Here is a 26,750-nt window from a genome sequence, read left to right as displayed (position 1 = left end):
TGTAACTAATTGGATATAAATAGCCAAAAACAGGATGCTACAGGTTGGATAATCGACTTATTGTTGATAGTTTAGTTATCTATCAAAGTCCAATTATAGGACCGAATTATAAACCCTTAGATAATATTAATCAATGAAAAACAGTATAGTTTACCTTCTAGCTTATCTCTGTATGGGAGTGTTTTCAGCGAAAGCACAGCAAAAATTTCCTAATGGAGAGTTGATCAGTTCTTGGTTTTCTGATGCCAAATTAGTGGATGTAAATTCATTGGGTAAAAAATATAAGATAACAGATTATGGTGTCATTTCTGATAGTACTGTAATTCAAACTAAGAAGATTCAAGAAGTAATTGATAAAGCATATCAAGAGGGCGGAGGTGTGGTTATTGTACCTAAAGGTGTTTACTTGAGTGGTTCTTTATTCTTCAAGCCCAAGACACATTTGCATTTAGAAGAAGGTGGCGTATTGAAAGGAAGCGACGATATTTCCAATTTCGATTTGGTGATGACGCGTATGGAAGGACAGACGCTGAAATATTTTGCTGCTTTGGTAAATGCCGATGAAGTGGATGGGTTTACGGTTACGGGAAAGGGTATGTTGGATGGAAATGGTCTACGTTATTGGAAAGCATTTTGGTTACGTAGAGCTTTTAACCCAAATTGCACGAATATGGACGAAATGCGACCTCGCTTATTGTATGTTTCCAATAGTAAAGACGTTCATATTTCTGGAATTAAGTTGCGCAATTCTCCGTTCTGGACGACACATTTTTATAAGGTAGAAAATTTAAAACTTTTAAACTTACATATTACCGCGCCAAAAGAGCCTGTGAAAGCTCCAAGCTCAGATGCGGTGGATTTGGATGTTTGCAAAAATGTGCTCATTAAGAATTGCTACCTATCTGTAAACGATGATGCGATTGCTTTAAAAGGAGGAAAAGGGCCAAAAGCAGATGTTGATCCAAATAATGGACCTAACTCGAATATTATCATTGAAAATTGTTCATTTGGATTCTGTCACAGCGCATTGACCTGCGGAAGTGAGTCGATTCTGAGCTATAATGTTATTTTTAGAAATAATACAGTGGATCAAGCGCAAAAGGTTTTACAATTAAAAATGCGTCCCGATACACCACAGGAATACAAATTCATTACGCTAGAGAATGTAAAAGGTAATGCTAAAAGTGTGCTTTTTATCAAACCATGGACACAGTTCTTTGACCTAAAAGGCGAAAAGGATATCAAAATGTCTTATGCCAAAAATATTGTTTTCAAAAATGTGGATTTGGAATGTGATATCTTGTTTGATGTGATCAATTCTCCGCAATACAAACTTTCTGATTTTTCATTTATCAATATGAATGTCAAAGCTTCTCGTTCGGGTGATATTAAGCAAAGCTATATCGAGAACTTCCAATTGGAAAATGTCGTGGTAAATGGTAAAAAGGTAATTAAACAATAATATCCAATTGTCTAGTAGAAGTAGTATTATGTATGCTGTCCGAATTATAGTTGTCCTTTTCTTCACGATATTGCAAGGAATATTTTGCTACGCACAGCGAAAGATGGAATACTTGGATAGAGGTCTTATTGGAATTAAAACCAGTGAATCTTCAGTTTTTCTAAGTTGGAGATTATTAGGAACTGACGAATATTCTACGGCTTTTAATCTTTATAGACAATACGCAAAGTCGGCAAAAACTAAATTGAATGCAGAACCACTTATTGCAGGTACAAATTTTCAAGATGAGACTCTTCAAACAGGTTTGGATGTAACTTATATTTTGACAGTTCTAAAAAATAAAAAGGAAGAAGAAGTCGCAAGATATAGCTTTTCAAAAGACCAAAATAATCAATCTTACCTAAATATTCCATTGCGAACACCTAATGGGTATAATCCAGGAGATGTATCGGTTGGTGATCTGGATGGCGATGGATCATACGAATTGATCGTGCATCAAACAGGAATAGGTCGCGATAATGCGCACAATGGACTCACCTCTGAACCTATTTTTCAAGCCTACAAATTGGATGGAACATTCCTTTGGGAAATAAATCTGGGCAAGAACATTAGAGAAGGTGCACATTATACGCAATTTATGGTGTACGACTTGGATGGCGATGGTAAGGCTGAACTGGTTTGTAAAACAGCAGATGGCACAAAGGACGGATTAGGAAAGTACATTGGTAACCCGAATGCTGATTGGCGTGATACAGTTCCTTCTTCCCGCTTTTTCGGTAGAATACTCGAAGGACCTGAATTCCTAACTGTTTTTGATGGTCTGACAGGCGCTGCCGTTCACACCGTAGATTATTTACCTGCGCGTGGCGACCTGATGTCTTGGGGAGATCGTAATGCCAATCGTGCAGACAGGTATTTAGCCTGTATAGCTTATTTGGATGGTGTCAATCCTTCAGTGGTCATGACCAGAGGGTATTATGAGAGAACAGCTTTGGTGGCTTGGGATTATAAAGATAAGAAGCTGGTAAAAAGATGGGTATTTGATACGGAAGGTCGTAATAATCCTTATTCAGGTCAGGGCTATCATAATTTGTCTGTTGCAGATGTAGATCAAGATGGCAAAGATGAAATAATATTTGGGTCTATGGTTGTGAATGACAATGGCAAAGGATTATACAGTACAAGATTAGGTCATGGTGATGCACTGCATGTTACTGATTTGGATCCCGACAGACCAGGGTTAGAGATATTTGGAATTCACGAGTTAAAAGGAGGAAGAAAAGGTATTGGTACTTCACTCTTGGATGCAAAAACGGGTGAACTTTTATTTAAAGGTGCTATTGATGAAGATATCGGTAGGGGTGTAGCTGCTAATATAGATCCCAATTATAAAGGTGCTTACATGTGGTGGGCCGGTTCATACAATGCGTATAATATGAAAGGAGAAGCAGTAGGACGTGCTCCGCGTTCTGTAAATTTTTTGATCTGGTGGGATGATGATTTAAGCCGTGAATTGTTAAATAACAATTATATTGAGAAGTATAATGTTGGAAGGATATTCACAGCAGATGGTGCTTTTTCGATAAATGGAAGTAAAAGTACACCGAATTTATCAGCTGATATCCTTGGAGATTGGCGTGAAGAATTGATTCTTCGTTCAGCAGACAATCAATCTTTGCGGATTTATACGACAACAATTCCTACCCCGCATCGAGTGTATACACTTATGCATGATCCGCAATATAGGTTAAGTATTGCCTGGCAAAATGTGGGATATAATCAACCACCACATACAGGATATTATTTGGGAACAGGAATGGGTACACCTCCAAAACCTAACATCAAAATTGTGAAGTCCAAAAAGAAATAGTATTGAATAGCTATGAAAATATTTAAAATAGTCTCCATAGGAGTAATAGGACTGATGTTAATGTCCTATATAATAAAACCTAAACCTACAATTTATATAATTGGTGACTCAACGGTTCGTAACAGCAATAAAGAATTTTGGGGATGGGGATCGTTATTAAGTGAATTTTTAGACACTACTAAGGTGGAAATTGCAAACCACGCCATGGCAGGTCGCAGTACTCGCACATTTTTAAAGGAAGGACGTTGGGCAAAAGTGGATTCGTTGATGAAAAAAGGAGATTTCCTCTTAATCCAGTTTGGACATAATGAAGGCAGTAAGCCTGACACTTCGCGCCAAGGGTATAGAGGTGTCCTGCGAGGAATAGGACGTGATTCTGTTGTGTTGGATTGGGGTAATAACCAATTTGAAGTCGTGCATACCTACGGCGAAAATTTAAGACGATTTGTGAAAACCGCCAAGAGTAAAGGCGTGCAGCCGGTGTTACTTTCTATGATACCACGTAATCAGTGGGATGCTGAAGGAAAAGTAAGACGTGCCAATCAAGATTTTGGTCTTTGGGCGAGGCAAATTGCAGAAGAAGAAAATATTCCTTTTGTGGATTTGAATGAATTGTCTGCGAAAAAATACGATAAGTTGGGGCCTGATCTTGTAAAGTCTAAATACTTTCCTGGTGATCATACACATACGAATTACGAAGGGGCGATGGAAAATGCCGCTTCTGTAATAGAAGGTCTTACGACGTTACAACATCCTATTATAAAATATTTAAAGTCATTATAATATGTTAAGAAATATAAGATTACTGTTTTTGGGGATTTGTACATTTTTAATGCTCAATTCTTTTTTGCAACAGGAAAATAAGACTCGGTTATTCGTAATTGGCGATAGTACAGTAAAAAATGGCAGAGGTGATGGTTCCAATGGTCAATGGGGCTGGGGCAGTTTTATCGCGAATTATTTTGATCAAAATAAGATAGAAGTACGCAATCAGGCTTTAGGAGGAACAAGTACAAGAACATTTTACAACAATCCAAAATTGTGGCAACAAGTATTAGATAATATTAGACCTGGCGATTACGTAATCATGCAATTTGGACATAATGATTCAAGTCCTGTTGTGGATACTTTGCGAGCAAGAGGTACTTTAAAGGGGAATGGAGACGAGTATGAAGAAGTGATTAATCCTTTGCTTAAGCAAAACGAAATGGTGTACAGCTATGGTTTTTATCTTCGTCGTTTTGTGAAAAATATCCAGGATAAGGGTGCTACTGCAATTATCTGTTCGCCAATTCCTCGTAATTCTTGGGAAGGAGAGAAGGTCCGAAAATCCAACTACGCTGATTGGGCAAAAGAGGCAGCTATTCAAAGTGGTGCTCATTTTATTCCATTGCAGGATTTGATTATCTCAGTTTATGAGAAAGAAGGACAGCAAAAAGTAAAATCTACTTATTTCGGCGAAAAAGATGCGACGCATACCATCAAAGAAGGCGCAGAATTAAATGCCAAATTAGTAGCCAATTATTTGAAATCAAATTCCAATATCGGCTTAAAAAAGTTTTTGAAATAAACTGAAGGAGCTTTAAATAAGATTTCGCAGGACACTACAGGTTGCTGTAGAAGCTTATTTACAGTATACTCGTACTATTAATGTAACCAATACAAAGCATTCTACCGATGCTTTTAAATATTTTTTGACGTTACCAGCTAATCATTTGATATGAAAAGAAATAAGATAGCCCTTATAAGTTCAATACTATGCTCCGTGTTTTTTATAATCGGATGTGCAACCAAAAGTAAAATCTCCAACACAACGAATTCATCGATTAACAAAGACGAAGTGCTCGCTGTGTTGCGCACAACCAATAATTATTTTATGAATAAATGGCCTGATACAGGGAAACCAATTTATACGAATCGTTGGCGACCAAGTAACATATGGACTCGGGGTGTATATTATGAAGGGCTAATGGCTTTGTACAAAATCGATAAAGACAAACGCTATTATGATTATGCTGTAGATTGGGGTGAGAATCACAAATGGGGATTGCGTAATGGTACAACCACTCGTAATGCGGATGATCAAGCCTGCGGCCAAACTTACTTGGATTTGTATGAAATTGACCCTAAACCTGAACGTATAAAGGACATTAAAGCAAATATTGAATACGTCATAAAATCTGGAAAATATGATGATTGGACTTGGATTGATGCTATTCAAATGGCTATGCCTGTGTTTGCGAAATTAGGTGTCATGTATAAAGATGACACGTATTTCGATTACATGTACAAAATGTATGCGCACTCTAAAAATGTAGAAGGTGGAGGGCTGTACAACAAAGCTGATAAATTGTGGTGGAGAGATAAAGATTTTGTACCTCCTTACAAAGAGCCAAATGGAGAAGATTGTTATTGGTCCAGAGGCAATGGGTGGGTGGTTGCAGCATTGGTACGTGTGTTGGATTTAATTCCTGAAACTGAAAAGCACCGTGCTGAATATTTGCAGGATTACAAAGAATTAATGGAAGGCTTGTTGGCTTGCCAACGCGAAGACGGCTTCTGGAATGTGAGTTTGCATGATCCGACAAATTTTGGCGGAAGAGAAACCTCAGGTACTGCTCTGTTCGTTTACGGCATGGCGTGGGGAATTAATAATGGTTTATTGGATGCCAAAACCTATCGTCCTTCGATGGAGCGCGCATGGAATGCCATGTTCAAGGAAGCTATCCACCCTTCAGGTTTCTTAGGTTACTTGCAGGGAACAGGTAAAGAGCCTAAAGATGGTCAACCAGTAAGCTTTGCTTCAGTTCCAGATTTTGAAGATTACGGCTTAGGTTGTTTCTTATTAGCTGGTTCAGAAGTTTATAAATTACTGGATAAAAAATTATAATGAGACATATTGGTCTTACATACTTTTTAACTGTATGCTTTAGTTTTTTTGTGTATACAATATATGCGCAGGATAGTAAAGTATATAGTCTCAATGCCGAATGGCGCCTTCATATTGGCGATATCAAAGATGCGGAGAAAGAAAGTTTTAATGACTCCACTTGGAAGCAAGTAACGCTGCCTCATGCGTGGAATGAGAATGAATCTTTTGCGAAAGCTATTCATGAGCATTCCACAAATATTGTTTGGTATCGTAAACATCTAATTCTTCCTAAAGATGTGCCTTTGGACAAAGTTTTTTTAGAATTTGAAGGAGCAAGGCAAGGGGCAGAAGTCTATTTGAATGGGCAATTTATTGGTCGACATGAAAATGGTGTGATGGCTTTTGGTATGGATATTTCGAAAGCCATTAAAAGAACGCAAAAGAATATTATTGCTGTACGTACAGACAACAGTTGGTCTTATCGAGAAAAAGCCACTAATAGTACTTTTCAATGGAATGATCGAAATTTCAATGCCAACTATGGTGGCCTACCTAAAAATGTTTGGATTCATTTCAAACCTAGGGTATACCAGACTTTGCCACTATTTTCTAACCTTGGAACAACAGGAGTTTATACCTATGCAAAGAACATAGACGTTAAAAAAAGAAAACTTGATCTTTTTGTAGAATCTCAGGTTAAAAATGAAAGTGATCAAGCCCAATCAGGGAAATACAGTGTAGAAGTGCGTGACGCAGATGGAAAGCTTGTAAAAGAATTTTCCCAACCCTACAGCATTGCCAGTGGTCAAACAAAAATTTTGGTAGCTAAAGCACAGCTGCAAAATGTGAATTTTTGGAATTGGGGATATGGATACTTATATACCATTACGACCAAAATAAACAATACTGATAATACCAACGATATTGTAGAAACCAAAACAGGATTTCGAAAAACAGCTTTCAGTGGAGGCATGGTATACTTGAATGATCAAGTCCTTATGATGAAAGGATATGCACAGCGGACCAGCAACGAATGGCCTGCAGTAGGACTTTCTGTCGCACCCTGGCTGAGCGATTTCAGCAACAGGTTGATGGTGGAAAGCAATGCAAATTTAGTGCGTTGGATGCATGTTACACCTTGGAAACAAGATGTGGAATCTTGTGATAGAGTCGGACTAATGCAAATGTTACCAGCGGGGGATTCTGAAAAAGATGTAACAGGTCGTCGTTGGGAACAGCGCAAAGAAGTCATGCGTGATGCGATTATTTATTACCGTAATAATCCCAGTGTATTGCTTTACGAAAGTGGAAATGAATCTATATCTGAAGAGCACATGGACGAAATGAAAGTAATTCGAGATCAGTATGATCCGCATGGAGGACGAGCAATTGGTTCGCGTGAAATGTTGGACAGCAAGATCGCAGAATACGGGGGCGAGATGCTTTATATCAATAAGAGTGCGCGTCATCCCATGATCGCTACGGAATATATGCGTGATGAAGCACTTCGAAAATATTGGGATGAATATACTTATCCTTACCACAAAAACGGTGAAGGTCCTTTGTACAAAGGAAATGATGCAAGTGATTACAATAGAAATCAGGATTCTTTTGCTATTGAAGCGGTATACCGGTGGTACGAGTATTACAAAGTACGTCCTGGCACTGGTGATCGCGTAAGTTCTGGAGGATTAAATATTATATTCTCAGATTCAAATACACATTTTAGAGGCAAAGAAAATTACCGCCGAAGTGGCGAAGTGGATGCCATGCGGATACCTAAGGATGCTTTTTATGCTCATCAAGTAATGTGGAACGGCTGGGTTGAACCCGATCCAAAAGGATTGCATATTGTAGGACATTGGAATTACGCTGAAGGTACTATTAAAGATGTACATGTGATTTCGGCTGGAGAAAAGGTTGACTTGTTTATAAACGAAAAAAAAATCGGTGAAGGACAACGTTCACTGGAGTTTTTATTCAATTTCCCGAATGTAAAATTCGAAAAGGGAACGCTCAAAGCGATATCTTATGATGCTAGTGGTAACAAATTGAATGAGAAAATCCTTCGCACGGCGAGTGAACCTTATCGCCTAAAATTAACTTATCAGCACGGCAAGAACGGATTGTATGCAGACGGTAATGATATGGTATTGGTAGAAGTCGAAGTGCTGGATAAAGAGGGCAACCGCTGTCCTACAGCTACCAACATGATTGATTTCAAATTTACTGGACCTATGGAATGGAAGGGGGGAATTGCACAAGGTTCCAATAATTTTATCTTAGCAGAATCACTACCTGTAGAAGCTGGCGTAAATAGAGTTTTATTACGCACCTTATACAATCAAACAGGAGAAGTAAAATTAACAGCACACGCTAACGGTCTGCTTTCAGATGAAGTATCTTGGAAAGTAGAGCCTATCATAATCAATAACGGTCTTTTTGAAAAGTCTTCCAAACTAAATCTTCCATCGAATTTAGATAGAGGAGAAGGATTGTCTGAATCTCCGTTAAAAGTGAAGCGTATAACCTTACCAATTAAATTCGCTACAGCGGGGGCTAATCAAGACAAAGTAGTTGCTTCTTTTGATGATAATGAATTGTCGGATTGGGTAAACGATGGAAAAATGCAAACAGCTTGGATAGAATATAATCTGTCTAAAACCGATTTCATCGACGAAATAGATGTGAAATTAAACAATTTTAGATCTAGAGCCTATCCTCTGGAAATTTATATTGATGATAAATTAGTTACTGATATCGTGACTAAAACCACCTTAGGTTATTACACAATCACATTACCTCGTACTAAAGGTCAAAAAGTAAAAATTAAATTAAAAGGAGCATCGTATACTGCTCAGGAAAATTTACATGCTGAAATTGGCGGTAAAAGATTAGACGATGGGGTATCACGTAATGACGCGAACGCAAAGGGAACATTGAGCATTATCGAAATAGATATTCATAAAAAATTATAAGCATGAAAGTAGCTTTTAAAATGAAATTAAAACCTGGCATGAAGGCTGAATATGAAAAGCGGCATGCGGAAATATGGCCTGAATTGGCAGAATTGCTTAGCAAAAGTGGTATTTCGGATTACAGTATTTTCTTGGATGAAGAAACTAACACTTTATTTGCAGTGCAACGTCTTTCGGGAAGCTCTTCGCAAGAATTGGGAAGTAATACAATAGTTCAGAAATGGTGGGAATTTATGGCGGATATCATGGAGACAAATGCTGATTCCTCGCCAGTTTCAATCCCTTTGATACCCGTTTTTCATTTAGACTAAATTATGAGGAATAAAAACATACTAGCACTGATTTGTGCATTAGGCTTAACGACTTTTACGTCTTCAGCGCAAAATCTGTGGCCTGAGGTGACTAAAGAAATGAAACCTTGGACAAGATGGTGGTGGATGGGTTCGGCAGTTGATAAGCAAAATCTCGAGCGCGAGCTACAATTAATGAACCAAGTGGGATTCGGTGGAGTGGAGATTACGCCTATCTATGGTGCAAAAGGATTTGAAAAAAGTTATATAAATTTCCTTTCGGACAAGTGGCTGTACATGTTGAAAGTCACAACCGAACAATCCGAAAAGTTGGGCATGGGCGTGGATATGAATTTGGGTACAGGATGGCCATTTGGCGGTTCATTTGTCACCAATGAGTACGCCGCTACTAAATTCTTTTTGGATGAGATAGATTTACAAAAAGGAGCAAAACTTACTTTTCCGTTGAAAGTAAGTGATAAAAAGCAAACCTATTCCAAATTACAAGCTTTACGCGCTTTCAAAGGAAATGGGGAAGAAATTAATTTGGATCAATACCTGAATTCGACTTCGGGAGAATGGATCGCGTCTGAAAATGTTAAAGTGATAGCCCTATTTACAGGTCGTACGAGGCAGCAGGTCAAAAGAGCCGCTCCAGGCGGAGAAGGTATGACGGTAGATCATTTGGGTAATGCTTCTGCAAAATTCTATTTTGATCATTTTGCCCATATTTTTAATGGAAAACATCTAAACGTTCGCTCATTCTTCAATGATAGTTATGAGGTATATGGCGCGAATTGGACAGATTCTTTCTTATCAGAATTCGAACGTATAAAAGGATACAAACTTCAGGATCATTTGCTGGATTTTTCAGGCAAAGGAACAGATTTAGACCGTCAAGCACGTATAAAAACAGATTATAGAGAGGTGATCAGTTATTGTTTGCAAAATAATTTCTTAGTCCCTTTCACAAAGTTTACGAATGACCATAATGCATTATCTCGTAATCAAGCGCATGGATCTCCAGGTAATCTGATCGACTTATACGCTAGTACGGATATTGCGGAATGTGAAACTTTCGGTTCTAGTTTTTTCAATATCCCAGGACTTCGTCGTGATAAGGAAGATGTACGTAACGTGGATCCAGACCCTATGATGTTTAAATTTGCTACGTCGGCTACGCACCTTTCAGGTAAAAAATATACCACCTCAGAAACATTTACATGGTTGACGGAGCATTTCAAGACGGCTTTGTCTCAAGCAAAGCCTGAAGTAGAGCAGTTGTTTTTGGCGGGTGTAAATCACGTATTTTATCATGGTACGACGTATACGCCAAATGACGTATCATTTCCAGGTTGGTTATTTTATGCTTCCACAAATTTTGTTACTAACAATTCTTTTTGGGACCATTTGCCAGGTTTAAATAGTTACGTCACACGCGTCCAATCTGTAATGCAATCTGGTGTTGCTGATAATGAAATTTTAGTGTATTGGCCTGTGTATGACGTGTGGCAAGATACCACATCAGCTTTTAAGACCTTAAGTGTGCATCATGTAGACGAATGGTTGCATCCTTCTTCATTTTATAAACAATCCGTAAGGTTGCAGCGCCAAGGATATAGCTTTGATTTTATCTCGGATGCTTTTATCGCAAAGACCAAAGTGCAGAATAAACAGTTGGTGACATCCGAAAAGGCAAATCCTTACAAAGTAATTTATGTGCCCTCCACAAAGTATTTCTCTGTACAGACATTTAAAAATTTATTGCGTTTAGCCAGTGATGGTGCAACTGTAATTTTTGAGTCTTTGCCTAATGATGTAGAAGGCTATCAAAATCATGAAGCTAGAAGGAGAGAATTGGCTGACCAAGTAGCTTTGCTTAAATTAAAATCTGATGTAGCACATCAATATACTAAGTATGGCAAGGGAAAGATTTATGTAACTACAGATGTTCAAACAGCTTTAGAAACCGAACAAATCTTTGCAGAGCGATTGGTACGCGCAGGTATTAATTTTACCAGAAGAGTGGTAGGAACTGAGGTGTATTATTATTTGGTAAATCACAGCAAACGCAATGTGGATCAAAAAGTAACCTTAAATAATGTTCGAAAATATTATTCTTTGTTGGATCCACAAACTGGAAAAGTTTATAATCTGCCGCAACAAGAAGGTCATATAAGATTGCAGATTCCTTCGGGCTATGCTTGGATCGTGTTAGCTTCGGATGAAAAGAAAGTAGAAAAGGATTATAATTATATCGAAATATTAGAAGAAGTAAATTCTTTCAGCCAACCATGGAAACTGACCTTTATCAAAGGAGGTCCTCAATTACCTAAAGCGGAGACTTTATCGAAATTAAGTTATTGGACGGCGCTGAATAAAGCCGATATGAATAAATTTTCTGGAATTGGAGTCTATGAGACTTCAATAGATTTGACAAAAAAGGAAGGGAAATCTTACCTTTTAAAACTTGGAGCTGTAGGGGAAAGTGCACGAGTGATAATCAATGGAAAAGATGCAGGCATTGTTTGGTCACATCCTTACCACATTGAAGTGAGCGACTTTTTACAGTCTGGCAAAAATACGGTACGTATTGAGGTGGCAAATTTAATGGCAAATCGAATGCGTGATTTGGATGCCCGAAAAGTAAATTGGAAAAATTATCACGAGATCAATTTTGTAAACATAAATTACAAACCATTTGATGCTAGCCAATGGAAAATCATGGATAGTGGATTAAATGGACCAATTCAATTATTCAGTTTTTAAAATAAGTAAATGTAAAGGTAGCTTGTGAGTATAAAAAAAAAAGTATTTTCTTTATACTTACACTAACAAATAAACCTATGAGCAGTTCTTCTTTTAATAAAAGTATTCAGATAAACGACTTTTCATCTACTCCAAAATATATTCAATTAGTAGATGCTGTAATTGATGGAGTTCGAAATAATTACCTCAAACAAGGTGATATTTTGCCTTCTATCAATGAACTAAGTATTTATCTTGATATTTCAAGAGATACTGTTGAAAAAGGGTACAAGCAACTAAAAAGTTTAGGGGTCATTTCTTCGACACCTGGCAAAGGTTATTTTGTAGCAAAGACCGATGTCGCGAAAAAATTAAAAATTGCTTTATTCCTCAATAAACTCAGTGCACACAAAAAAATTGTGTATGATGCTTTCGCAAAAGAATTAGGTGATGAAGCTTCCTTAGACTTATTTGTCTACAATAGCGACATTTCGCATTTGAGAAGATTATTACTCAATTTGAATAAACAGTACGATCGCTATGTCGTATTTCCACATTTCAAAGAAGGCCGTGATCAGGCTCCTGAGGTATTGTCTCTGATTCCGGAAGAAAAGTTGATGCTATTGGGCAAACACATTGATGGTATCAGCGATAATGTGGATTGCGTATATGAAAATTACGAGAAAGATATCTACGAAGCTTTAGAAAAATTCCTTGAGCCTCTTTCGCGTTACCAAATGATAAAATTAGTTTTTCCAGACCATAGCGATTACCCCAAAGCGATTATTAAAGGCTTTTACAAGTTTTGTAATCAATATGCATTCGATCATATTTTAGTGGGTAATCTTGCCAAAGAACCCATCAAAAAAGGTGAGTGTTATATCAATCTTGCTGAAGACGATCTAGAACTCATACTAGAAAAAAGCATCAAGAAAGGACTAAAAATCGGAAAAGATATTGGCGTAATCTCCTATAATGAGACTGCCCTGAAAAAATTTATTTTGAATGGTATTGCGACCATTTCCACCGATTTTGATTTAATGGGTAAATATGCGGCCCAAATAATTAAGAATCAAGAAAAAAAACAAGTAGAAGTGCCCTTCTACGCAAATTACCGACCTTCCATCTGATACAGGACATCACAGGATGCTCAAATAAATATGCATACCTATCTTTAGTTATATGGATAGGATGTAGCTTATATGCATCTACTGTGAAATTATAGACCTGATTTATTTTCTTTTAACCAGGAGAAAATAATTGTAATGTATATCAAAAGACGATGCTTAATTCATTCGTGCGTGAAGACATTTCTTATTGATTTCAATAGGGGAATTTTTCAACCATAGGATAACCAGAACAAACTATTAGATTTTATATAATGAAAAGGAAAAAACAAACTAATCAATTTTTCCAAAAGTTTTTAAGCATAAAAGCACTTCTGCTTGTATGTTTGATGAGTATAAGTTTTATTACAGCTTTTGGTCAAAATCAAGTGACTGGTAGAGTTACGGATGATGGGGGAAGTCCACTTGAGGGCGTAACAATCTCAGTGAAAGGAACGTCAAGGTCGGTAGCTAGTAATGCTTCAGGTCAATATACTATTGATGTACCAAATAACGCAGTACTGATTTTTAGAGTTATCGGCTACACTTTGCGAGAAGAGTCTGTAGGAGGTAGATCGACTATCAATGTGCAGTTATCACAAGATAATCTGGAGGTGGATGAGGTCGTGGTAGTCGGATATAACGTCGTTCGAAAATCTGATGTTACAGGTGCTGTAGCGAGTATTGGAGAAAAAGAACTTAAAGCTATGCCTGTCAAAGATGCGTTGCAGGCTATGCAAGGAAAAACAGCCGGTGTAGATATCACATCCAACCAACGTCCTGGAACAACGGGAGGTATCACTATTCGTGGACTAAGATCACTATCTGCAACGAATAGTCCGCTTTACGTTGTTGATGGTATGCCCTTGCAAGGAAGTGGTATTGATAATATCAATCCATCGGATATTGAGTCTATCGACATCTTGAAAGACGCTTCTGCTACCGCTGTTTATGGTTCTCGAGGCGCAAATGGTGTTGTTTTGGTGACTACCAAAAAAGGTAAAAAAGGAAGAACTTCACTTACTTACGCAGGAACGGCGACTGCAGAAAAAATGTACGATGTAATGGAATACATGTCCGCTGCGGAATGGATTGACTACGCACGCTTAGCAAAAACAAAATCGACTACGCCAAATTACAGTGAGGATTTTGCTCGTTGGGGATCAGTTGCTGCTTCTTGGGCAAATATTGCAAAAGGTTGGACACAAAATAATACCGTGTGGGATCCTTCATTGGTAGGTGAATTTGATTGGGCGTCAGTAGGAAGAAAAGACGCATTATCTACAGAACACACGTTAAGCGTTTCAGGTGGTAGCGAAGAAACACAAGGATATGGTTCTTTTGGTTACTTAAAACAAGATGCCACACAACCAGGACAACTATACGAAAGATTTACTTCAAAAATTAGCTTTGAAGCATCACCTACTAAATGGTTTACTATGGGTGCTAATTTAAATCTAACGTATGGTGACCAAGATTATGGATATAGTTTTACTAAATCTACTACTGGAGCAGGTGATTATTACAATGCGCTAAGAGGAATGCTTCCTTGGACTGTTCCATATGATGCCGATGGCAACTTTATTCGTAACCCAGCAGCGGGAGATATCAATATTATCAACCCTATAAATGAGTTGGAGCATAATACAAATCAACGTCAAAGTCTTGTGGCTACCGGTAGTTTGTTTGGTCAGATTGATTTAGGAAATATCTATTCACCATTGAAAGGGTTACGTTATAAAATTCAATTTGGTCCTGAATACAGAGACTATAGACTGGGAATTGCTAATGCAGCTGAAGGTATAAACGGAGATGGAAATAATGCTGTAACATATAGTCCCGATAGAACTATTGCATGGACCTTAGATAATTTAGTTTTCTACGATAAGGACTTTGGTACGGATCACAAATTAGGGTTGACCTTCTTGCAATCCGCTTCTGGATACAACTATGAAAGTGCTACGATGCGCGCAACAGATGTATATAGTGCACAAGAATTATGGTATAATATCTCTTCAGGTGGATTTGTGGGGTCCTATGGCACAGGATTGAGAGAGTATCAATTAGAATCCTACTTAGCGCGATTGAATTATATCTACAAAGACCGCTATATTTTAACTGCTTTCACACGTTGGGACGGTTCATCGGTGTTAGCTCCAGGCTATCAATGGGATTCATTCCCTTCGGTGTCATTAGCATGGCGCATTGACAAAGAAAATTTCATGCAGAATTCTTCTGTAGTGAATGCATTGAAGTTGAGAGCAGGTCTTGGTGTAGTAGGTAACCAAGGTATTGGTCCTTATGCTTCCAAAGGTGGTTTAACGCAAGTATTTTATAATTGGAATACAACGACTTCGACACCTGGCTATGTTGCTTCTGATCCTTCAGCAGCAAATCCTCAAAAAATGGCTAATCCGCAATTGGGCTGGGAGCGTACTACACAATTTAACGTCGGTTTGGATTATGGTTTATTCAACAATAGAATCAATGGTGCGTTAGATGTATATAGCACAAAGACTAATGATTTGTTGATGTCTATGCTGATTCCTTCCATTTTAGGATATACTTCAACTAATGCAAATGTGGGTAAAACCAAAGGTTGGGGTATAGATTTCCAATTGAATACAGTGAATATTCAAAAAGATGATTTCCAATGGAATACTTCTTTGACATGGTCTAAGGATAAAGGTGAAATTGTGGCATTAGCAAATGGCAATCTTCAAGATGTAAACAATAGATGGTTTGTTGGAGAAGAATTAGCTGTAGCTTATGATTACGTGTACGATGGTATTTGGAAAACTTCAGAAGAAGCGGAAGCTGCTAAGTATGGTCGAAAACCAGGACAAATCCGTGTAAAAGATTTAAGTGGACCTGATGGTGTGCCAGATGGTGCTATTGATGGTAACAACGATAGACAAATAATAGGTTCGTACCGTCCAAAATGGTCTGGTGGTATATCAAATACCTTTAATTACAAAAACTTCGAACTTTCATTTTTCATCTATTCACGGTGGGGATTTTTAGTGAATGCAGGTGCAGCTACATTAGATGGAAGGTATATGCAACGTAAATTAGATTATTTTATTCCTGGAGTGAATGAAGATGCAGAATATTATATGCCAGGTTCAAACGGAGAAGCGGCGGATACGTACAGTTCTTCGATGAATTATAGAGATGGTTCATTCATAAAATTGAGAAATGTAAGTTTTGGCTATAATTTCCCTGCTTCCAAACTACAAAGAATAGGAGCTAATAATATTAAAATCTATGGTCAGCTTATGAATCCTGCCATGCTGTATTCTAAAATCGACTTTTTGGACACAGATCTTTCCAATTATAACAATAACTCTAATCAAGTGGGATCATCGGTTACTACCAGGGGATTTGTTTTGGGTGTAAGTGTTGGTTTTTAATAAGAGCGTCGTAAAATTTATAAAGTGAAAATCATGAAAAAAATTAATTATAAACTATTAGTAGCATCGCTATTAGGTGCGACCTGTATATCTTTTATGGAGTCTTGTAGTAAGGACTTTTTGAAAGAAGAGCTTATTACTACACCGAGTACAGATTTATTTAAAACACAAGCTGGGTTGGACGATTTGTCTACTGGTGCCTATTCCAAGCTAAAATTTAAGTTTAATTACACTTGGGGTATGGCATTATTCAATCTCGGAGTTGATGAATTCACCGATGCTAACAATGCCTCGCCCAGTTTTAATAGCTATGGAACGGACTTAAATCCGCAAGAAACTACTTATGGTGGTCAAAATATTGCCCCTTTGTGGGACAATATGTATTCTGGAATTGAATCTGCAAATACGTTGATTAAAAATGTTCCTTTGTATTATGATAAGTCAAGCTCTAATTACAATGTAAGATTAGGTGAAGGCTATTTTATGCGCGGCTATTTCTATCTACAATTGGTGACTCAATTCGGTGGTGTCCCTTTAAAATTGACACCTTCTGAAGGCGTAACAACTTACTTCCAACGTAACACCGAAGAAGAATGTTTCGCTCAAATTATTGCTGATTTAGAAGAAGCTTATAAATTATTGAATCCTACAGGTTCCGAATTTGGTCGTGTGACCAAATGGGCAGCAGCACATTATTTGGCTAAAGCACATTTGACACGTGCTAGTGAACTTTACAGTGGATGGAATACAAGTTATGTAGGTGCGGATTTGGATGCCGTGATCAAGTATGGTACAGAAGTAGTGAATGCACATCCCTTGGTGAGTGATTACACTGAATTGTGGGATTACCAAAAAGCGAATAGTCCTAACGAACGCGTTTCTGAAGTAATTCTTTCCGCACAATTTTCGGATGATCAAGCTACTTGGGGACGTTATGGTAATCAAATTCATTTATATTATCCAGCTGTTTATCAAGATCTAGCAGGTACTTCTCGCGATATTTCTGGGGGGCGTGAGTTCTCTTATGCGCGCTCTACAAACTATACATTAGATGTTTTTGACCGTGTCAATGACTCGCGTTTCTGGAAATCTTTTATTACTACTTATGGCAGTAATAATACTGCGGGGGCGCCTTCTTGGACAAATGAGCAAGCGGCTATGGGCCCTCCAGGAACGGTAGCAGGTACCAAGCGTTTTAGAGGTGGCGAATTAGCCATAAAATATATTGTTAACAGTGCCGGAGATAATAGATATACCAAAGTGGGAACTGATCTAACTTCTGTAGCAAAAGGTGGAATAATGCAAAATACCCACACGTTCGTACGCTACTTTAATGGTCAATCACAAGCTTGGGTGGGAGAACATGGTAATTATGGTTATTTCTTATCCCAAGGAACAAGTACGCATTCTCGTTACGTAGCCCTCTCCAAATATAGAGATGGATATCGCGTAAATATTGCTTCTCAATTTGGTACGCGTGATGCAATTATGGCACGATCTGCTGAAGATGTGCTAATGGTAGCAGAGGCTTATGTGCGTAAAGGTGAAGGAGAATATGCTAATGCCATACAATGGATCAATAGGTTGAGAAATCGAGCAGGGTTTAAACAAGGTGAAGACCGTACAAAACATGTAGATGGTGGGCAATCGTATATAAATAATCCTTATGCTGCTGGAAAAGGTGGTGGATTCTCTGCTGATGGCGCGATCTATTGGAATAAGAATACCTACTATGAATCCAACAATGATATGCCAGTAACGACTGCTTCTACGGTTTCATCTTTAGTAATCAATTCTGTAAATGATATTTTCAACTCACCTGTGGATGTTCCTATTTACAATAAACTAGGAGCCACCACAAATGCACAAAAGATGCTGCATTTTATCTTAAATGAACGTACAAGAGAGCTGTGTGGTGAGCTATACCGTTGGGAAGATTTAGCCCGCACAAAAACACTAGAAGTAAGATGGAAAGCATTCAACGATGGTTTCGTACGAGGAAATTCAGTCTTTAATCCAAATACACATTACTATAGACCGTTACCTCAATCGTTCCTAGATGCAATCACAAATGAAAATGGAGGAGCTTTAACTCCAGCAGAAAAGCAAGCTATGCAAAACCCAGGTTATTAGTGGTTATAATTTGAGTATAAATGTCAAAGCCAACTTATTTAAGTTGGCTTTTTTATGTTTTATTCGAGAAAAATTTTATGATTATGACTCTCTTTTCATTTGTTCATCCAGCAATTGACGCTTAAGTTTTTGTTCGGTTTCCATAGCTTTCTTCTTATAAGCCTGAAAATCATTTTGAACTTCTTCTGCTGTTTTTTGATGCTCTACCGCATCTACCTTAGCTTTTCTAAAGGAGAATAGAATAATAAAAAACGCCAAACCTAATATCGCAATAATAGACCATACCAACATGTGATATGATGGTTTTGAAAAGTCTATCCCCAAAAAGGAGATGCTATCGGTTTTCTCTTGTTCCACGCGCAAGCTTTCGCTTAATGTCTGTACCGAATCTTTTAAGGATTGTACCTGCTGAACAGATGAGGAAGAATTCGCTTTCAAGGAAGCTATTTCTTTAGTGTATTTCGCTATAGAATCACTTACATTCCGTTGAATGATATCAATATTTGACTTTCGTATAATCTTAAAATCAGCATCTTGATTTCTGGATTGATTCAATAAAACCTGAAATTGAGATTGAATTGGCAGGTTAGATTGTAATTTTTGCTGTAATGTAGGTTGGGGTTGAGCAAAACTAACGATGGAGACAAAAAGAAATACGAAAGAAAGAAATGATTTATACATAGCGATTTTTGATGCGTGTTAAAGTCTTTACGTAAAGTTGTTAAAATATTTGCTTATTTACAAGAATACCACATTTAAATAAATATTTCTGTATTTCAAGTTCTTTTTGGTTAATTTTTAGGACAACTAAAAGGTCTTAACCTTAAATGTCCTTAATCTAACGCCGTAATATTCTAGCTATAAATAGATTTCTCGGCTGTAATCGTTGATCTTTCAGGATACTGCAGGATAGGAAAAGAGGCTTTTTTGAGTATATTAGAAATCGATAGCCAAAGTACAATCTACTCTATTTCAAATCTATTGCTATGTTGATAAGAATAAACTTATGTATTTTCCTGTGTTTTATGACACTTATTGTATGGGGACAAGGAAACGTGTGGACGTCTTCCAAACAACCACTTCAGGAAGTTGAAAATCTCAAAAAACTTATTAAAGCTCCCTCATTTAGAAATAAAGATTATAATATAAAGGATTTTGGTGCCATTGGTGATGGTAAACACAAAAATACGGATGCTATTCGAGAAGCTATTGAAAAATGTAATAGTGATGGTGGAGGCCGTGTTATTGTACCTAGCGGCACTTTTTTGACAGGAGCAATATATTTAAAAAGTAATGTAAATCTTCACATTAGTGAAGGAGCTACATTATTATTCAGTCGGGATAGTTCGGATTATCCTATGGTATTTACCCGTTGGGAAGGTATGGAATGCATGAATTATTCCGCTTTCATCTATGCTTATGAAGAAGAAAATATAGCCATTACAGGATCGGGATTGTTAGATGGTAATGCTGATCTGGATCATTGGTGGTATTGGTGTGGAGCGCGTCATTACGGTTGGAATGAAAGCCGTCCCGGAGAACAAAAACCTGCACGTGCGAAGTTACACCAACAGATGGCTGATGAAGTAAATCCGCGCAATCGTGTTTATGGCGATGGACACTTTTTAAGACCAAATTTTGTTCAAACTTATTTGTGTAAAAATGTATGGATAGCAGATGTGAAGCTAATTAACTCGCCTATGTGGAATTTACATCCTGTACTTTGTGAAAATGTCCTTATTGAACGTGTAAAAATTGAAACATTAGGTCCTAATAATGATGGAATAGATCCAGAGGCTTGTAAGAATGTCTGGATTAGAGACTGTTATTTTGATACAGGTGATGATTGTATTGCTATTAAATCGGGGCGGGACCAAGATGGTCGAAATATAGGCCGTCCTGCGGAAAATCATATCATAGAGAATTGCATGTTTAAAGAAGGACATGGCGGTGTAGTTATAGGTAGTGAGATAGGGGGCGGGGCGCGCAATATTTATGCGCTTAATAATACCATGGATAGTAAAGAACTAGACAGAGCTTTGCGTATCAAAACGAGTTCGAGTCGCGGTGGAATAATTGAGAATATATTTTTCTACAACACAAAAGTTGGGCAATATAAGGAAGCTGCGGTTCGCTTCAATATGTTCTATGAGAAACCCGGAAATCATATTCCTACTATTCGTAATATTTGGGTGGAAAAATTAGATGTGACGCACGGCGGAAAATATGCGGTACTTTCTGCTGCTTATGAATCCTCACCAGTGACCAATTTTACCATGATTGATTGTAATATCAATGGAGTAAAAGAACCGTATAAAGTCGACTATCTAAAAAATATAACCTTGAAAAATGTAAAAATTAATGGGAAAACGTACACCTCTTTTTACTAAAAATATAGTAAGATTCAGTGTTTTAATTGTTGTATTTCTTTCTCTTCAATCTTTTCAAAACCCTAAAATCAATAGAAAGAATGTAGTTCAGCGACACAATGTTATCAACACTGAAGTCGATATTCTCTCCTCTCTAACGGTGGGGAATGGAACTTTTGCGTATACCGTCGACGTAACTGGAATGCAATCTTTTCCAGAATTTTATAGACCAGGAGTTTCTTTAGGGACGCAGTCAGAATGGGGTTGGGATAGCTTTCACAATCCTAACAATTATAAGTTTGAAGAAACACTAAAAGCTTATGACTTTAATAATGAAGGCAGAAATGCTTTATATAGCATTCAGCACAAAGAAGAGGGAAGACCAAAAGAAGCAACAGAATATTTTCGTGCTAATCCGCACCGTTTGCAGTTAGGTAATGTTGGTTTAGAACTCTATTTAAAGAATGGAAAAAAGGCAGAAATCACGGATATAAAAAATATTGAGCAAACTTTAGATGTATGGACGGGGTTAATAACCAGTCAATTTACCATTGATAATATTCCCGTAAAAGTTTATACCGCTTCTTATCAGCAATCGGATAGAGTAGGTGTGAAGATTGAATCCGCACTGCTTGCACAAAAACGCATTAAAGTATATATAAGATATCCTTATCCTACGGGAACATTTTTGGATGAGGGAACGAATTATACGAATGAAGAGCAACATAGCTCTAATATTATTGCACAAAATAATACTTCTGCTGTAATTAAGCATACACTACAAGGCTCGGAATACAACACAACTTTACATTTTACCAACGCACAGGTTTCTAAATCTAACGCGCATTATTTCGTTGTAGAACCCATATCTTCCAAACAGAACTTTGAAATTTCTTTTGCTTTTCATTCTACACAAAAGCGTATAACAAAAGGATTATTTACTGAGGCAAAAAAGGAAAGTGAAATTGCATGGACAAAATTTTGGAATTCGGGAGCGGCTGTAGATTTTGAAGGTAGCACGGACTCCCGAGCGAAGGAATTAGAAAGAAGAATTGTACTGTCTCAATATTTGACTCGTGTACAATGCTTAGGCAATAATCCTCCCCAAGAAACAGGTCTGACATTCAACAGTTGGTATGGTAAGCCTCATACTGAAATGCATTGGTGGCATGGGGTGCATTTTGCATTATGGGGAAGACCTGAGCTTTTGGAACATACGCTAGAATATTACTTTAGAACTTTTAATAAGGCAAAACAGTTAGCACAACGTCAGGGCTACAAAGGTGTTCGTTGGATCAAAATGTCCAGTAATGAGGGCGATGAAAGCCCATCTTCTGTAGCTGCATTTTTAATTTGGCAACAGCCACATCTAATTTACCTGACCGAATTATTATACCGTCACAATCAGGATGTGAAAGTATTGCATAAGTATAAAAATCTTATTCATGAAACAGCAGAATTCATGGCTCACTTTACCTCTTATAACAAAGAAAAAGATCTGTACGATTTGGGATTTGGGTTAATTCCTGCTCAAGAAGTTTTTCCAGCTGCCCAAACCAAAAATCCACCTTATGAGGTCGCCTATTGGGATTGGGCTTTGCGAACTGCTCAACAATGGAAAGAACGCTTAGGAGAAAAGCGTCAACCTAAATGGGATGAGGTTATTAATAAATTAGCTCCACTTCCAGTTAAAGATGGCGTGTATTTATCTACTGAAACGGCTCCCGATTCTTATTCCTTTGATAAGTGGATGACCGATCATCCATCTGTATTAGGTACATTAGGAATGGTTCCTGCATCCTCTAAATTAGACAAAGGAATTATGAGAAATACTTTTGATGTAGTTTGGAAGCGATGGTCATGGTCAGATACATGGGGGTGGGATTTCCCAATGACAGCAATGAATGCGGCTCGTCTTGGACTTTCAAATAAAGCCTTAGATGCTTTATTTATGGATATCCGAACTAATACTTATCTCAAAAATGGACACAATTATCAAGACGATAGATTACGGATTTACTTGCCTGGTAATGGAGGAATATTGACGGCTGTAGCAATGATGCTCGAAGGGTGGGACAACTCTGATTCAGATTCACCCGGGTTTCCAAAAGATGGCACATGGAAAATCAAAAAAGAAGGGTTTAAGAAGATGCCTTAAGGACATATGCAAAATTTATAAAATAAAAAATAGCTCCATTTAGGAGCTATTTTTTATTTGGATGTCTTCAATGGATATTGTTTCATGATACCATTTATCATTTTCGGCAGTCCATTAATAGCTTTTTCTGGGTTATCTACCTCTGTGGTGCCGCGGGCTTGCCATACTACAGATTTTGTATTACGGTCTACAGCTTCCAAAATAATATGACCATAGCGTATTCTTTCTTTTCCTACAGGATAGTTTGGCGAATAATATCCGTAATATCCCCATGGACGATACCAACCCCATGGACCGCCCCAGCCCCAACCATAACCGTAAGGAGAGCCATAAACCAATCTGCTTTTGTTGTTAACAATAGCTACATATCGGAAAAGTAAATCTGGATTTTCTTTAGTATAAGTTAAGCCGCGTTGTTCAATTTCTTGATTGGCAGTAGTCATGATATTGTGCTTGGCAATATCATTGCTAAAATAATCTTTAGAAAGGGAATCTACTGGCGGTAGCCATCCATAAGTTTTATATTGCCCGAAATCTAAATTCTGAACACGAGTGGTATGATATTTATTGGACGAACAAGAGGCCATTACTATAATAGCAAAAGCCGCTAACATGACACTTAAATTTTTCATAATAAAGCCTAGTTATATCTTGTATGACAGGGAAATAAATAAAAGGTTTAATTTATATTTATTTTATTTCCACTCTTCTGGAATATGGCAAACAGGAATAGGCTGAATTTTATGTTGAGCTGCTTTGTGCATACGGTCAAAAATTTTGAATACTTCCAAATCTCTTCCTGTATAGTCACTTTCCGACTTGCTGCCGTACTCTTTTTGGATTTTTTCTAATTCAGGATATGTGGCACCAATTTGTTGTTCGTCTGTTCGCTCCGCGTCCCATAATCCATCTGTTGGGATGGCATTTTTAATGCTTTCTGGCAAATCCAATGCTCTCGCTAAGGCATAAACTTCCGTTTTGTATAAGTCCGCTATAGGTGAAAGATCGACCCCTCCATCTCCATATTTAGTATAAAAACCAATACCGAAGTCTTCCACTTTATTTCCTGTCCCGCACACTAATAAGGAATTTATTTGTCCATAGTAGTAAAGTGTCAACATGCGTAAGCGTGAACGTGTATTAGCTAATGCTAAATCTCTGTTTGGTATATCGGATTGTTTTGCATCAAAAATGTTAGTCAATTCATCAAATGCAGAAGTCAAATTCACACTCGTTCCTTTTACATTGGTAAACTTGTTTTTTAAATACTCAATATGTTCTAATGCACGATCGACTTGATCCGTTTTTTGGTGAATAGGCATTTCAACCGCCAATACTTCTAGGCCTGTCATTGCACAAAGCGTCGACACGACGCCCGAGTCAACGCCACCAGAGACACCTACTACAAATCCTTTCACTCTTGCTTGGGTAGCATAATCTTTGAGCCAAGTAACAATTCTATCGATGATTTTTTCTGTTTGCATAATAGGAAATTTATCAAATAAAAAGAGGTAAATACGAATTTAAAGATTGGATTCGTATTTACCTCTATTTTTATTCATTTTATTAGAATCTTTTTAGAAGAATAGACCTAAATTAAGTGCTAAGTATGAAGTTTTTGGCTTTCCTTCTTTGATTGCCCTCGTAAATCCATTATTAAAGGTTAATCCCGTCATCAATCCTAAGTTTTCACTTAATTTCCATTCTTTACCGCCTCCAATTTGAAGTCCTAAACGAAACAAATCATCACCTTCTATGGATTGATTTTTAGTTGCTCCCGCTAGTTTCTCTTTTCCAGACACTTTAAATCCAGCTGTGAAACCAAATTGACCATAGAATCTTCCTGTTTCATCTTCAACAGATTTCAATTTAATTGTCAAAGGAACTTCCACATATTGTAAACGAATTTTGTCTCTATCAATAGCTTCTCCAGGAAAATCTACTTTTGAAGCAATTGAATTGATTAATAATCCTGTAGAGAAATAATAGTTATCTGCAAAGCCTAAGTCAGCAACCAAACCATAAGAGAAGCCTGCTTTTGCTGTTGCTTCATACTCATCATCATAACGCAACCAACCAATGTTAGGATTTATAGAAAGTCCTAAACGGAAATTTTTTTCTTCTGAACTATTACGTGATCTATTATAATAGTCTTGTGCCTTTACCTGCATCGCAAAGAAAAGAATCGCCAATGTAGCTAAGGTAGTAATTGTAGTTTTTGTAAAATTTAGCATACTTATAATTTTAGTTTTAAATTTATGGTGATAACTTCGTTTTACTAATGAAATTAAAACCGCTACAAAAGTATTTCTTTTTTTTAATAGTTGCTATAGCATCTTGTCGCGAAACAACTACAATAAAACGACCTGACGTATCAAATATTAATGTTCAAGTACATATTGAACGTTTTGATCAAGACCTTGCCCAGATAAATCCAGAAGATATTGGTTCGATGAACAAAGCCTGGCAAGAGCGATATGGCATATTTTACAGTAATTATATGCAGGATATTTTGCAAATAGCAAATCCAGCGGATAGCATCCGAGTGAAGGAATTTTTAACTCAAATTATTAAGCAAAAGGATTTTGTAGATTTGAACAAGGCTGTGGCAAAAGTTTATCCATCAATGGAATCATATGAAAAAGAGTTAACGCAGGTTTTTAAATATGTAAAATACTATTTTCCAGAATATAATATCCCACGATTTATTACCTATGTAAGCGGTTTTGCTTATCAAACACCTATTGGAGAAGATTATGTAGGCATAGGATTGGATATGTTTTTAGGAGCGGAATCTGAATTTTATCCTGCATTGGTGCAGTCAATCCCTCTATATATTTCAAGGCGTTTCACGCCAGAAAACATAGTTCCACGTGTAATAGAAGCGGTATTGCGCGAAGATATTTATTCAATTCCTGATCAAACCCACAATACCTTGCAACACATGATATACAATGGAAAGATAATGTATGCAATGGATATGCTACTTGAAAATGTATCAGATGAACTTAAAATAGGTTATACAAAAGAACATTTGGCTTGGGCAAACAAGTACCAAAGTGATGTATGGACATGGTTTTTACAGGAAAATCTGCTATATAGTACAGATCATTTGCGTACTCAAAAATATTTTACGGAAGCTCCTTTTACACCAGAACTGGGGGAAAAGAATGAGTCTGCTCCCAAGCTCGGATCGTTTATAGGATGGATGATGGTCCGTAAATATATGGAAAGGCATCCCGAGACTTCATTGAAGGAATTATTTGCTATAGAAGATGCGCAAAAAATTCTAGAAGGTTCTAAATATAAAGGTAAGTAAAACAAAAATGTCAATCCATTCAGATTGACTTT

Annotated in this window: 18 protein-coding genes; 14 read left to right on the top strand and 4 right to left on the bottom strand. The window is 37.3% G+C overall.

Annotation, left to right across the window (positions count from 1 at the left end; genetic code table 11):
• Positions 1-133: 133 nt before the first annotated feature.
• From G5B32_RS09270 to G5B32_RS09225, 11 genes are all read left to right on the top strand, one after another.
• The gene (locus G5B32_RS09270; protein ID WP_165291259.1) at positions 134-1,462 is read left to right on the top strand and encodes a glycoside hydrolase family 28 protein; all 1,329 of its coding nucleotides are present in this window, start codon (positions 134-136) and stop codon (positions 1,460-1,462) included.
• A 103-nt stretch (positions 1,463-1,565) separates the two neighbouring features.
• The gene (locus G5B32_RS09265; protein WP_240899038.1) at positions 1,566-3,332 is read left to right on the top strand and encodes a rhamnogalacturonan lyase; all 1,767 of its coding nucleotides are present in this window, start codon (positions 1,566-1,568) and stop codon (positions 3,330-3,332) included.
• A 12-nt stretch (positions 3,333-3,344) separates the two neighbouring features.
• The gene (locus G5B32_RS17095) at positions 3,345-4,115 is read left to right on the top strand and encodes a rhamnogalacturonan acetylesterase (RefSeq protein WP_206366861.1); all 771 of its coding nucleotides are present in this window, start codon (positions 3,345-3,347) and stop codon (positions 4,113-4,115) included.
• 1 nt (position 4,116) lies between these two features.
• Positions 4,117-4,902 carry a rhamnogalacturonan acetylesterase gene (locus tag G5B32_RS17090; protein ID WP_206366860.1) on the top strand — a complete coding sequence of 262 codons (786 nt, stop codon included), beginning with the start codon at positions 4,117-4,119 and terminating at the stop codon, positions 4,900-4,902.
• Between the two features lie 195 nt (positions 4,903-5,097).
• On the top strand, positions 5,098-6,222 hold the full coding sequence (locus G5B32_RS09255) for a glycoside hydrolase family 88 protein (protein WP_317166101.1): 1,125 nt from the start codon (positions 5,098-5,100) through the stop codon (positions 6,220-6,222).
• Positions 6,223-6,272: 50 nt separating this feature from the next.
• The gene (locus G5B32_RS09250) at positions 6,273-9,182 is read left to right on the top strand and encodes a DUF4982 domain-containing protein (protein WP_317166100.1); all 2,910 of its coding nucleotides are present in this window, start codon (positions 6,273-6,275) and stop codon (positions 9,180-9,182) included.
• A gap of 2 nt (positions 9,183-9,184) precedes the next feature.
• Positions 9,185-9,493 (top strand): L-rhamnose mutarotase, encoded by a 309-nt coding sequence (rhaM, locus tag G5B32_RS09245; RefSeq protein WP_165291256.1) that lies wholly within the window; start codon positions 9,185-9,187, stop codon positions 9,491-9,493.
• Positions 9,494-9,496: 3 nt separating this feature from the next.
• Positions 9,497-12,241, top strand: a complete 2,745-nt coding sequence (locus tag G5B32_RS09240; RefSeq protein WP_165291255.1) for a glycosyl hydrolase — start codon at positions 9,497-9,499, stop codon at positions 12,239-12,241.
• A gap of 77 nt (positions 12,242-12,318) precedes the next feature.
• Entirely contained in the window at positions 12,319-13,350 is a 1,032-nt protein-coding gene (locus tag G5B32_RS09235; protein ID WP_165291254.1) for a winged helix-turn-helix domain-containing protein, read from the top strand.
• Positions 13,351-13,601: 251 nt separating this feature from the next.
• The gene (locus tag G5B32_RS09230; RefSeq protein ID WP_165291253.1) at positions 13,602-16,739 is read left to right on the top strand and encodes a SusC/RagA family TonB-linked outer membrane protein; all 3,138 of its coding nucleotides are present in this window, start codon (positions 13,602-13,604) and stop codon (positions 16,737-16,739) included.
• A 33-nt stretch (positions 16,740-16,772) separates the two neighbouring features.
• Positions 16,773-18,872: a RagB/SusD family nutrient uptake outer membrane protein gene (locus tag G5B32_RS09225; protein ID WP_165291252.1), complete on the top strand. Its 2,100-nt coding sequence runs from the start codon at positions 16,773-16,775 to the stop codon at positions 18,870-18,872.
• Positions 18,873-18,953: 81 nt separating this feature from the next.
• Here G5B32_RS09225 and G5B32_RS09220 read toward each other — a convergent pair whose 3' ends face one another.
• Complete coding sequence (locus tag G5B32_RS09220; RefSeq protein ID WP_165291251.1) at positions 18,954-19,553, bottom strand: hypothetical protein; 600 nt, start codon at positions 19,551-19,553, stop codon at positions 18,954-18,956.
• A 344-nt stretch (positions 19,554-19,897) separates the two neighbouring features.
• Here G5B32_RS09220 and G5B32_RS09215 point away from each other — a divergent pair, with 344 nt between their 5' ends.
• The gene (locus tag G5B32_RS09215) at positions 19,898-21,262 is read left to right on the top strand and encodes a glycoside hydrolase family 28 protein (RefSeq protein WP_223815234.1); all 1,365 of its coding nucleotides are present in this window, start codon (positions 19,898-19,900) and stop codon (positions 21,260-21,262) included.
• Positions 21,234-23,399, top strand: a complete 2,166-nt coding sequence (locus tag G5B32_RS09210) for a hypothetical protein (protein ID WP_206366859.1) — start codon at positions 21,234-21,236, stop codon at positions 23,397-23,399. Before G5B32_RS09215 ends, G5B32_RS09210 begins: the two co-directional genes overlap by 29 nt.
• Before the next feature lie 53 nt (positions 23,400-23,452).
• Here the strand turns inward: G5B32_RS09210 and G5B32_RS09205 are convergent, their stop codons facing one another.
• The 3 genes from G5B32_RS09205 to G5B32_RS09195 form a co-directional block, all read right to left on the bottom strand.
• Complete coding sequence (locus G5B32_RS09205; RefSeq protein WP_223815230.1) at positions 23,453-24,031, bottom strand: DUF4136 domain-containing protein; 579 nt, start codon at positions 24,029-24,031, stop codon at positions 23,453-23,455.
• Between the two features lie 63 nt (positions 24,032-24,094).
• The gene (gene nadE / locus G5B32_RS09200; protein WP_165291249.1) at positions 24,095-24,883 is read right to left on the bottom strand and encodes an NAD(+) synthase; all 789 of its coding nucleotides are present in this window, start codon (positions 24,881-24,883) and stop codon (positions 24,095-24,097) included.
• A gap of 93 nt (positions 24,884-24,976) precedes the next feature.
• The gene (locus G5B32_RS09195) at positions 24,977-25,633 is read right to left on the bottom strand and encodes a porin family protein (RefSeq protein WP_165291248.1); all 657 of its coding nucleotides are present in this window, start codon (positions 25,631-25,633) and stop codon (positions 24,977-24,979) included.
• A gap of 47 nt (positions 25,634-25,680) precedes the next feature.
• Between G5B32_RS09195 and gldB the strand changes: the two genes are divergently transcribed.
• Positions 25,681-26,718 (top strand): gliding motility lipoprotein GldB, encoded by a 1,038-nt coding sequence (gene gldB, locus G5B32_RS09190; protein ID WP_165291247.1) that lies wholly within the window; start codon positions 25,681-25,683, stop codon positions 26,716-26,718.
• Positions 26,719-26,750 lie beyond the last annotated feature (32 nt).

It is taken from the genome of Sphingobacterium sp. SGL-16 (assembly GCF_011043515.1).
GTDB lineage: Bacteria > Bacteroidota > Bacteroidia > Sphingobacteriales > Sphingobacteriaceae > Sphingobacterium > Sphingobacterium litopenaei.
This window is presented reverse-complemented; position numbering and strand designations above follow the sequence as displayed.

Bases quoted from the DNA above. Each gene is read 5' to 3' on its own strand.
- G5B32_RS09270 (WP_165291259.1), top strand. From the start codon at position 134: ATGAAAAACAGTATAGTTTACCTTCTAGCTTATCTCTGTATGGGAGTG.
- G5B32_RS09265 (WP_240899038.1), top strand. From the start codon at position 1,566: ATGGAATACTTGGATAGAGGTCTTATTGGAATTAAAACCAGTGAATCT.
- G5B32_RS17095 (WP_206366861.1), top strand. From the start codon at position 3,345: ATGAAAATATTTAAAATAGTCTCCATAGGAGTAATAGGACTGATGTTA.
- G5B32_RS17090 (WP_206366860.1), top strand. From the start codon at position 4,117: ATGTTAAGAAATATAAGATTACTGTTTTTGGGGATTTGTACATTTTTA.
- rhaM (WP_165291256.1), top strand. From the start codon at position 9,185: ATGAAAGTAGCTTTTAAAATGAAATTAAAACCTGGCATGAAGGCTGAA.
- G5B32_RS09240 (WP_165291255.1), top strand. From the start codon at position 9,497: ATGAGGAATAAAAACATACTAGCACTGATTTGTGCATTAGGCTTAACG.
- G5B32_RS09235 (WP_165291254.1), top strand. From the start codon at position 12,319: ATGAGCAGTTCTTCTTTTAATAAAAGTATTCAGATAAACGACTTTTCA.
- G5B32_RS09230 (WP_165291253.1), top strand. From the start codon at position 13,602: ATGAAAAGGAAAAAACAAACTAATCAATTTTTCCAAAAGTTTTTAAGC.
- G5B32_RS09225 (WP_165291252.1), top strand. From the start codon at position 16,773: ATGAAAAAAATTAATTATAAACTATTAGTAGCATCGCTATTAGGTGCG.
- G5B32_RS09220 (WP_165291251.1), bottom strand. From the start codon at position 19,553: ATGTATAAATCATTTCTTTCTTTCGTATTTCTTTTTGTCTCCATCGTT.
- G5B32_RS09215 (WP_223815234.1), top strand. From the start codon at position 19,898: ATGACACTTATTGTATGGGGACAAGGAAACGTGTGGACGTCTTCCAAA.
- G5B32_RS09210 (WP_206366859.1), top strand. From the start codon at position 21,234: ATGGGAAAACGTACACCTCTTTTTACTAAAAATATAGTAAGATTCAGT.
- G5B32_RS09205 (WP_223815230.1), bottom strand. From the start codon at position 24,031: ATGAAAAATTTAAGTGTCATGTTAGCGGCTTTTGCTATTATAGTAATG.
- nadE (WP_165291249.1), bottom strand. From the start codon at position 24,883: ATGCAAACAGAAAAAATCATCGATAGAATTGTTACTTGGCTCAAAGAT.
- G5B32_RS09195 (WP_165291248.1), bottom strand. From the start codon at position 25,633: ATGCTAAATTTTACAAAAACTACAATTACTACCTTAGCTACATTGGCG.
- gldB (WP_165291247.1), top strand. From the start codon at position 25,681: ATGAAATTAAAACCGCTACAAAAGTATTTCTTTTTTTTAATAGTTGCT.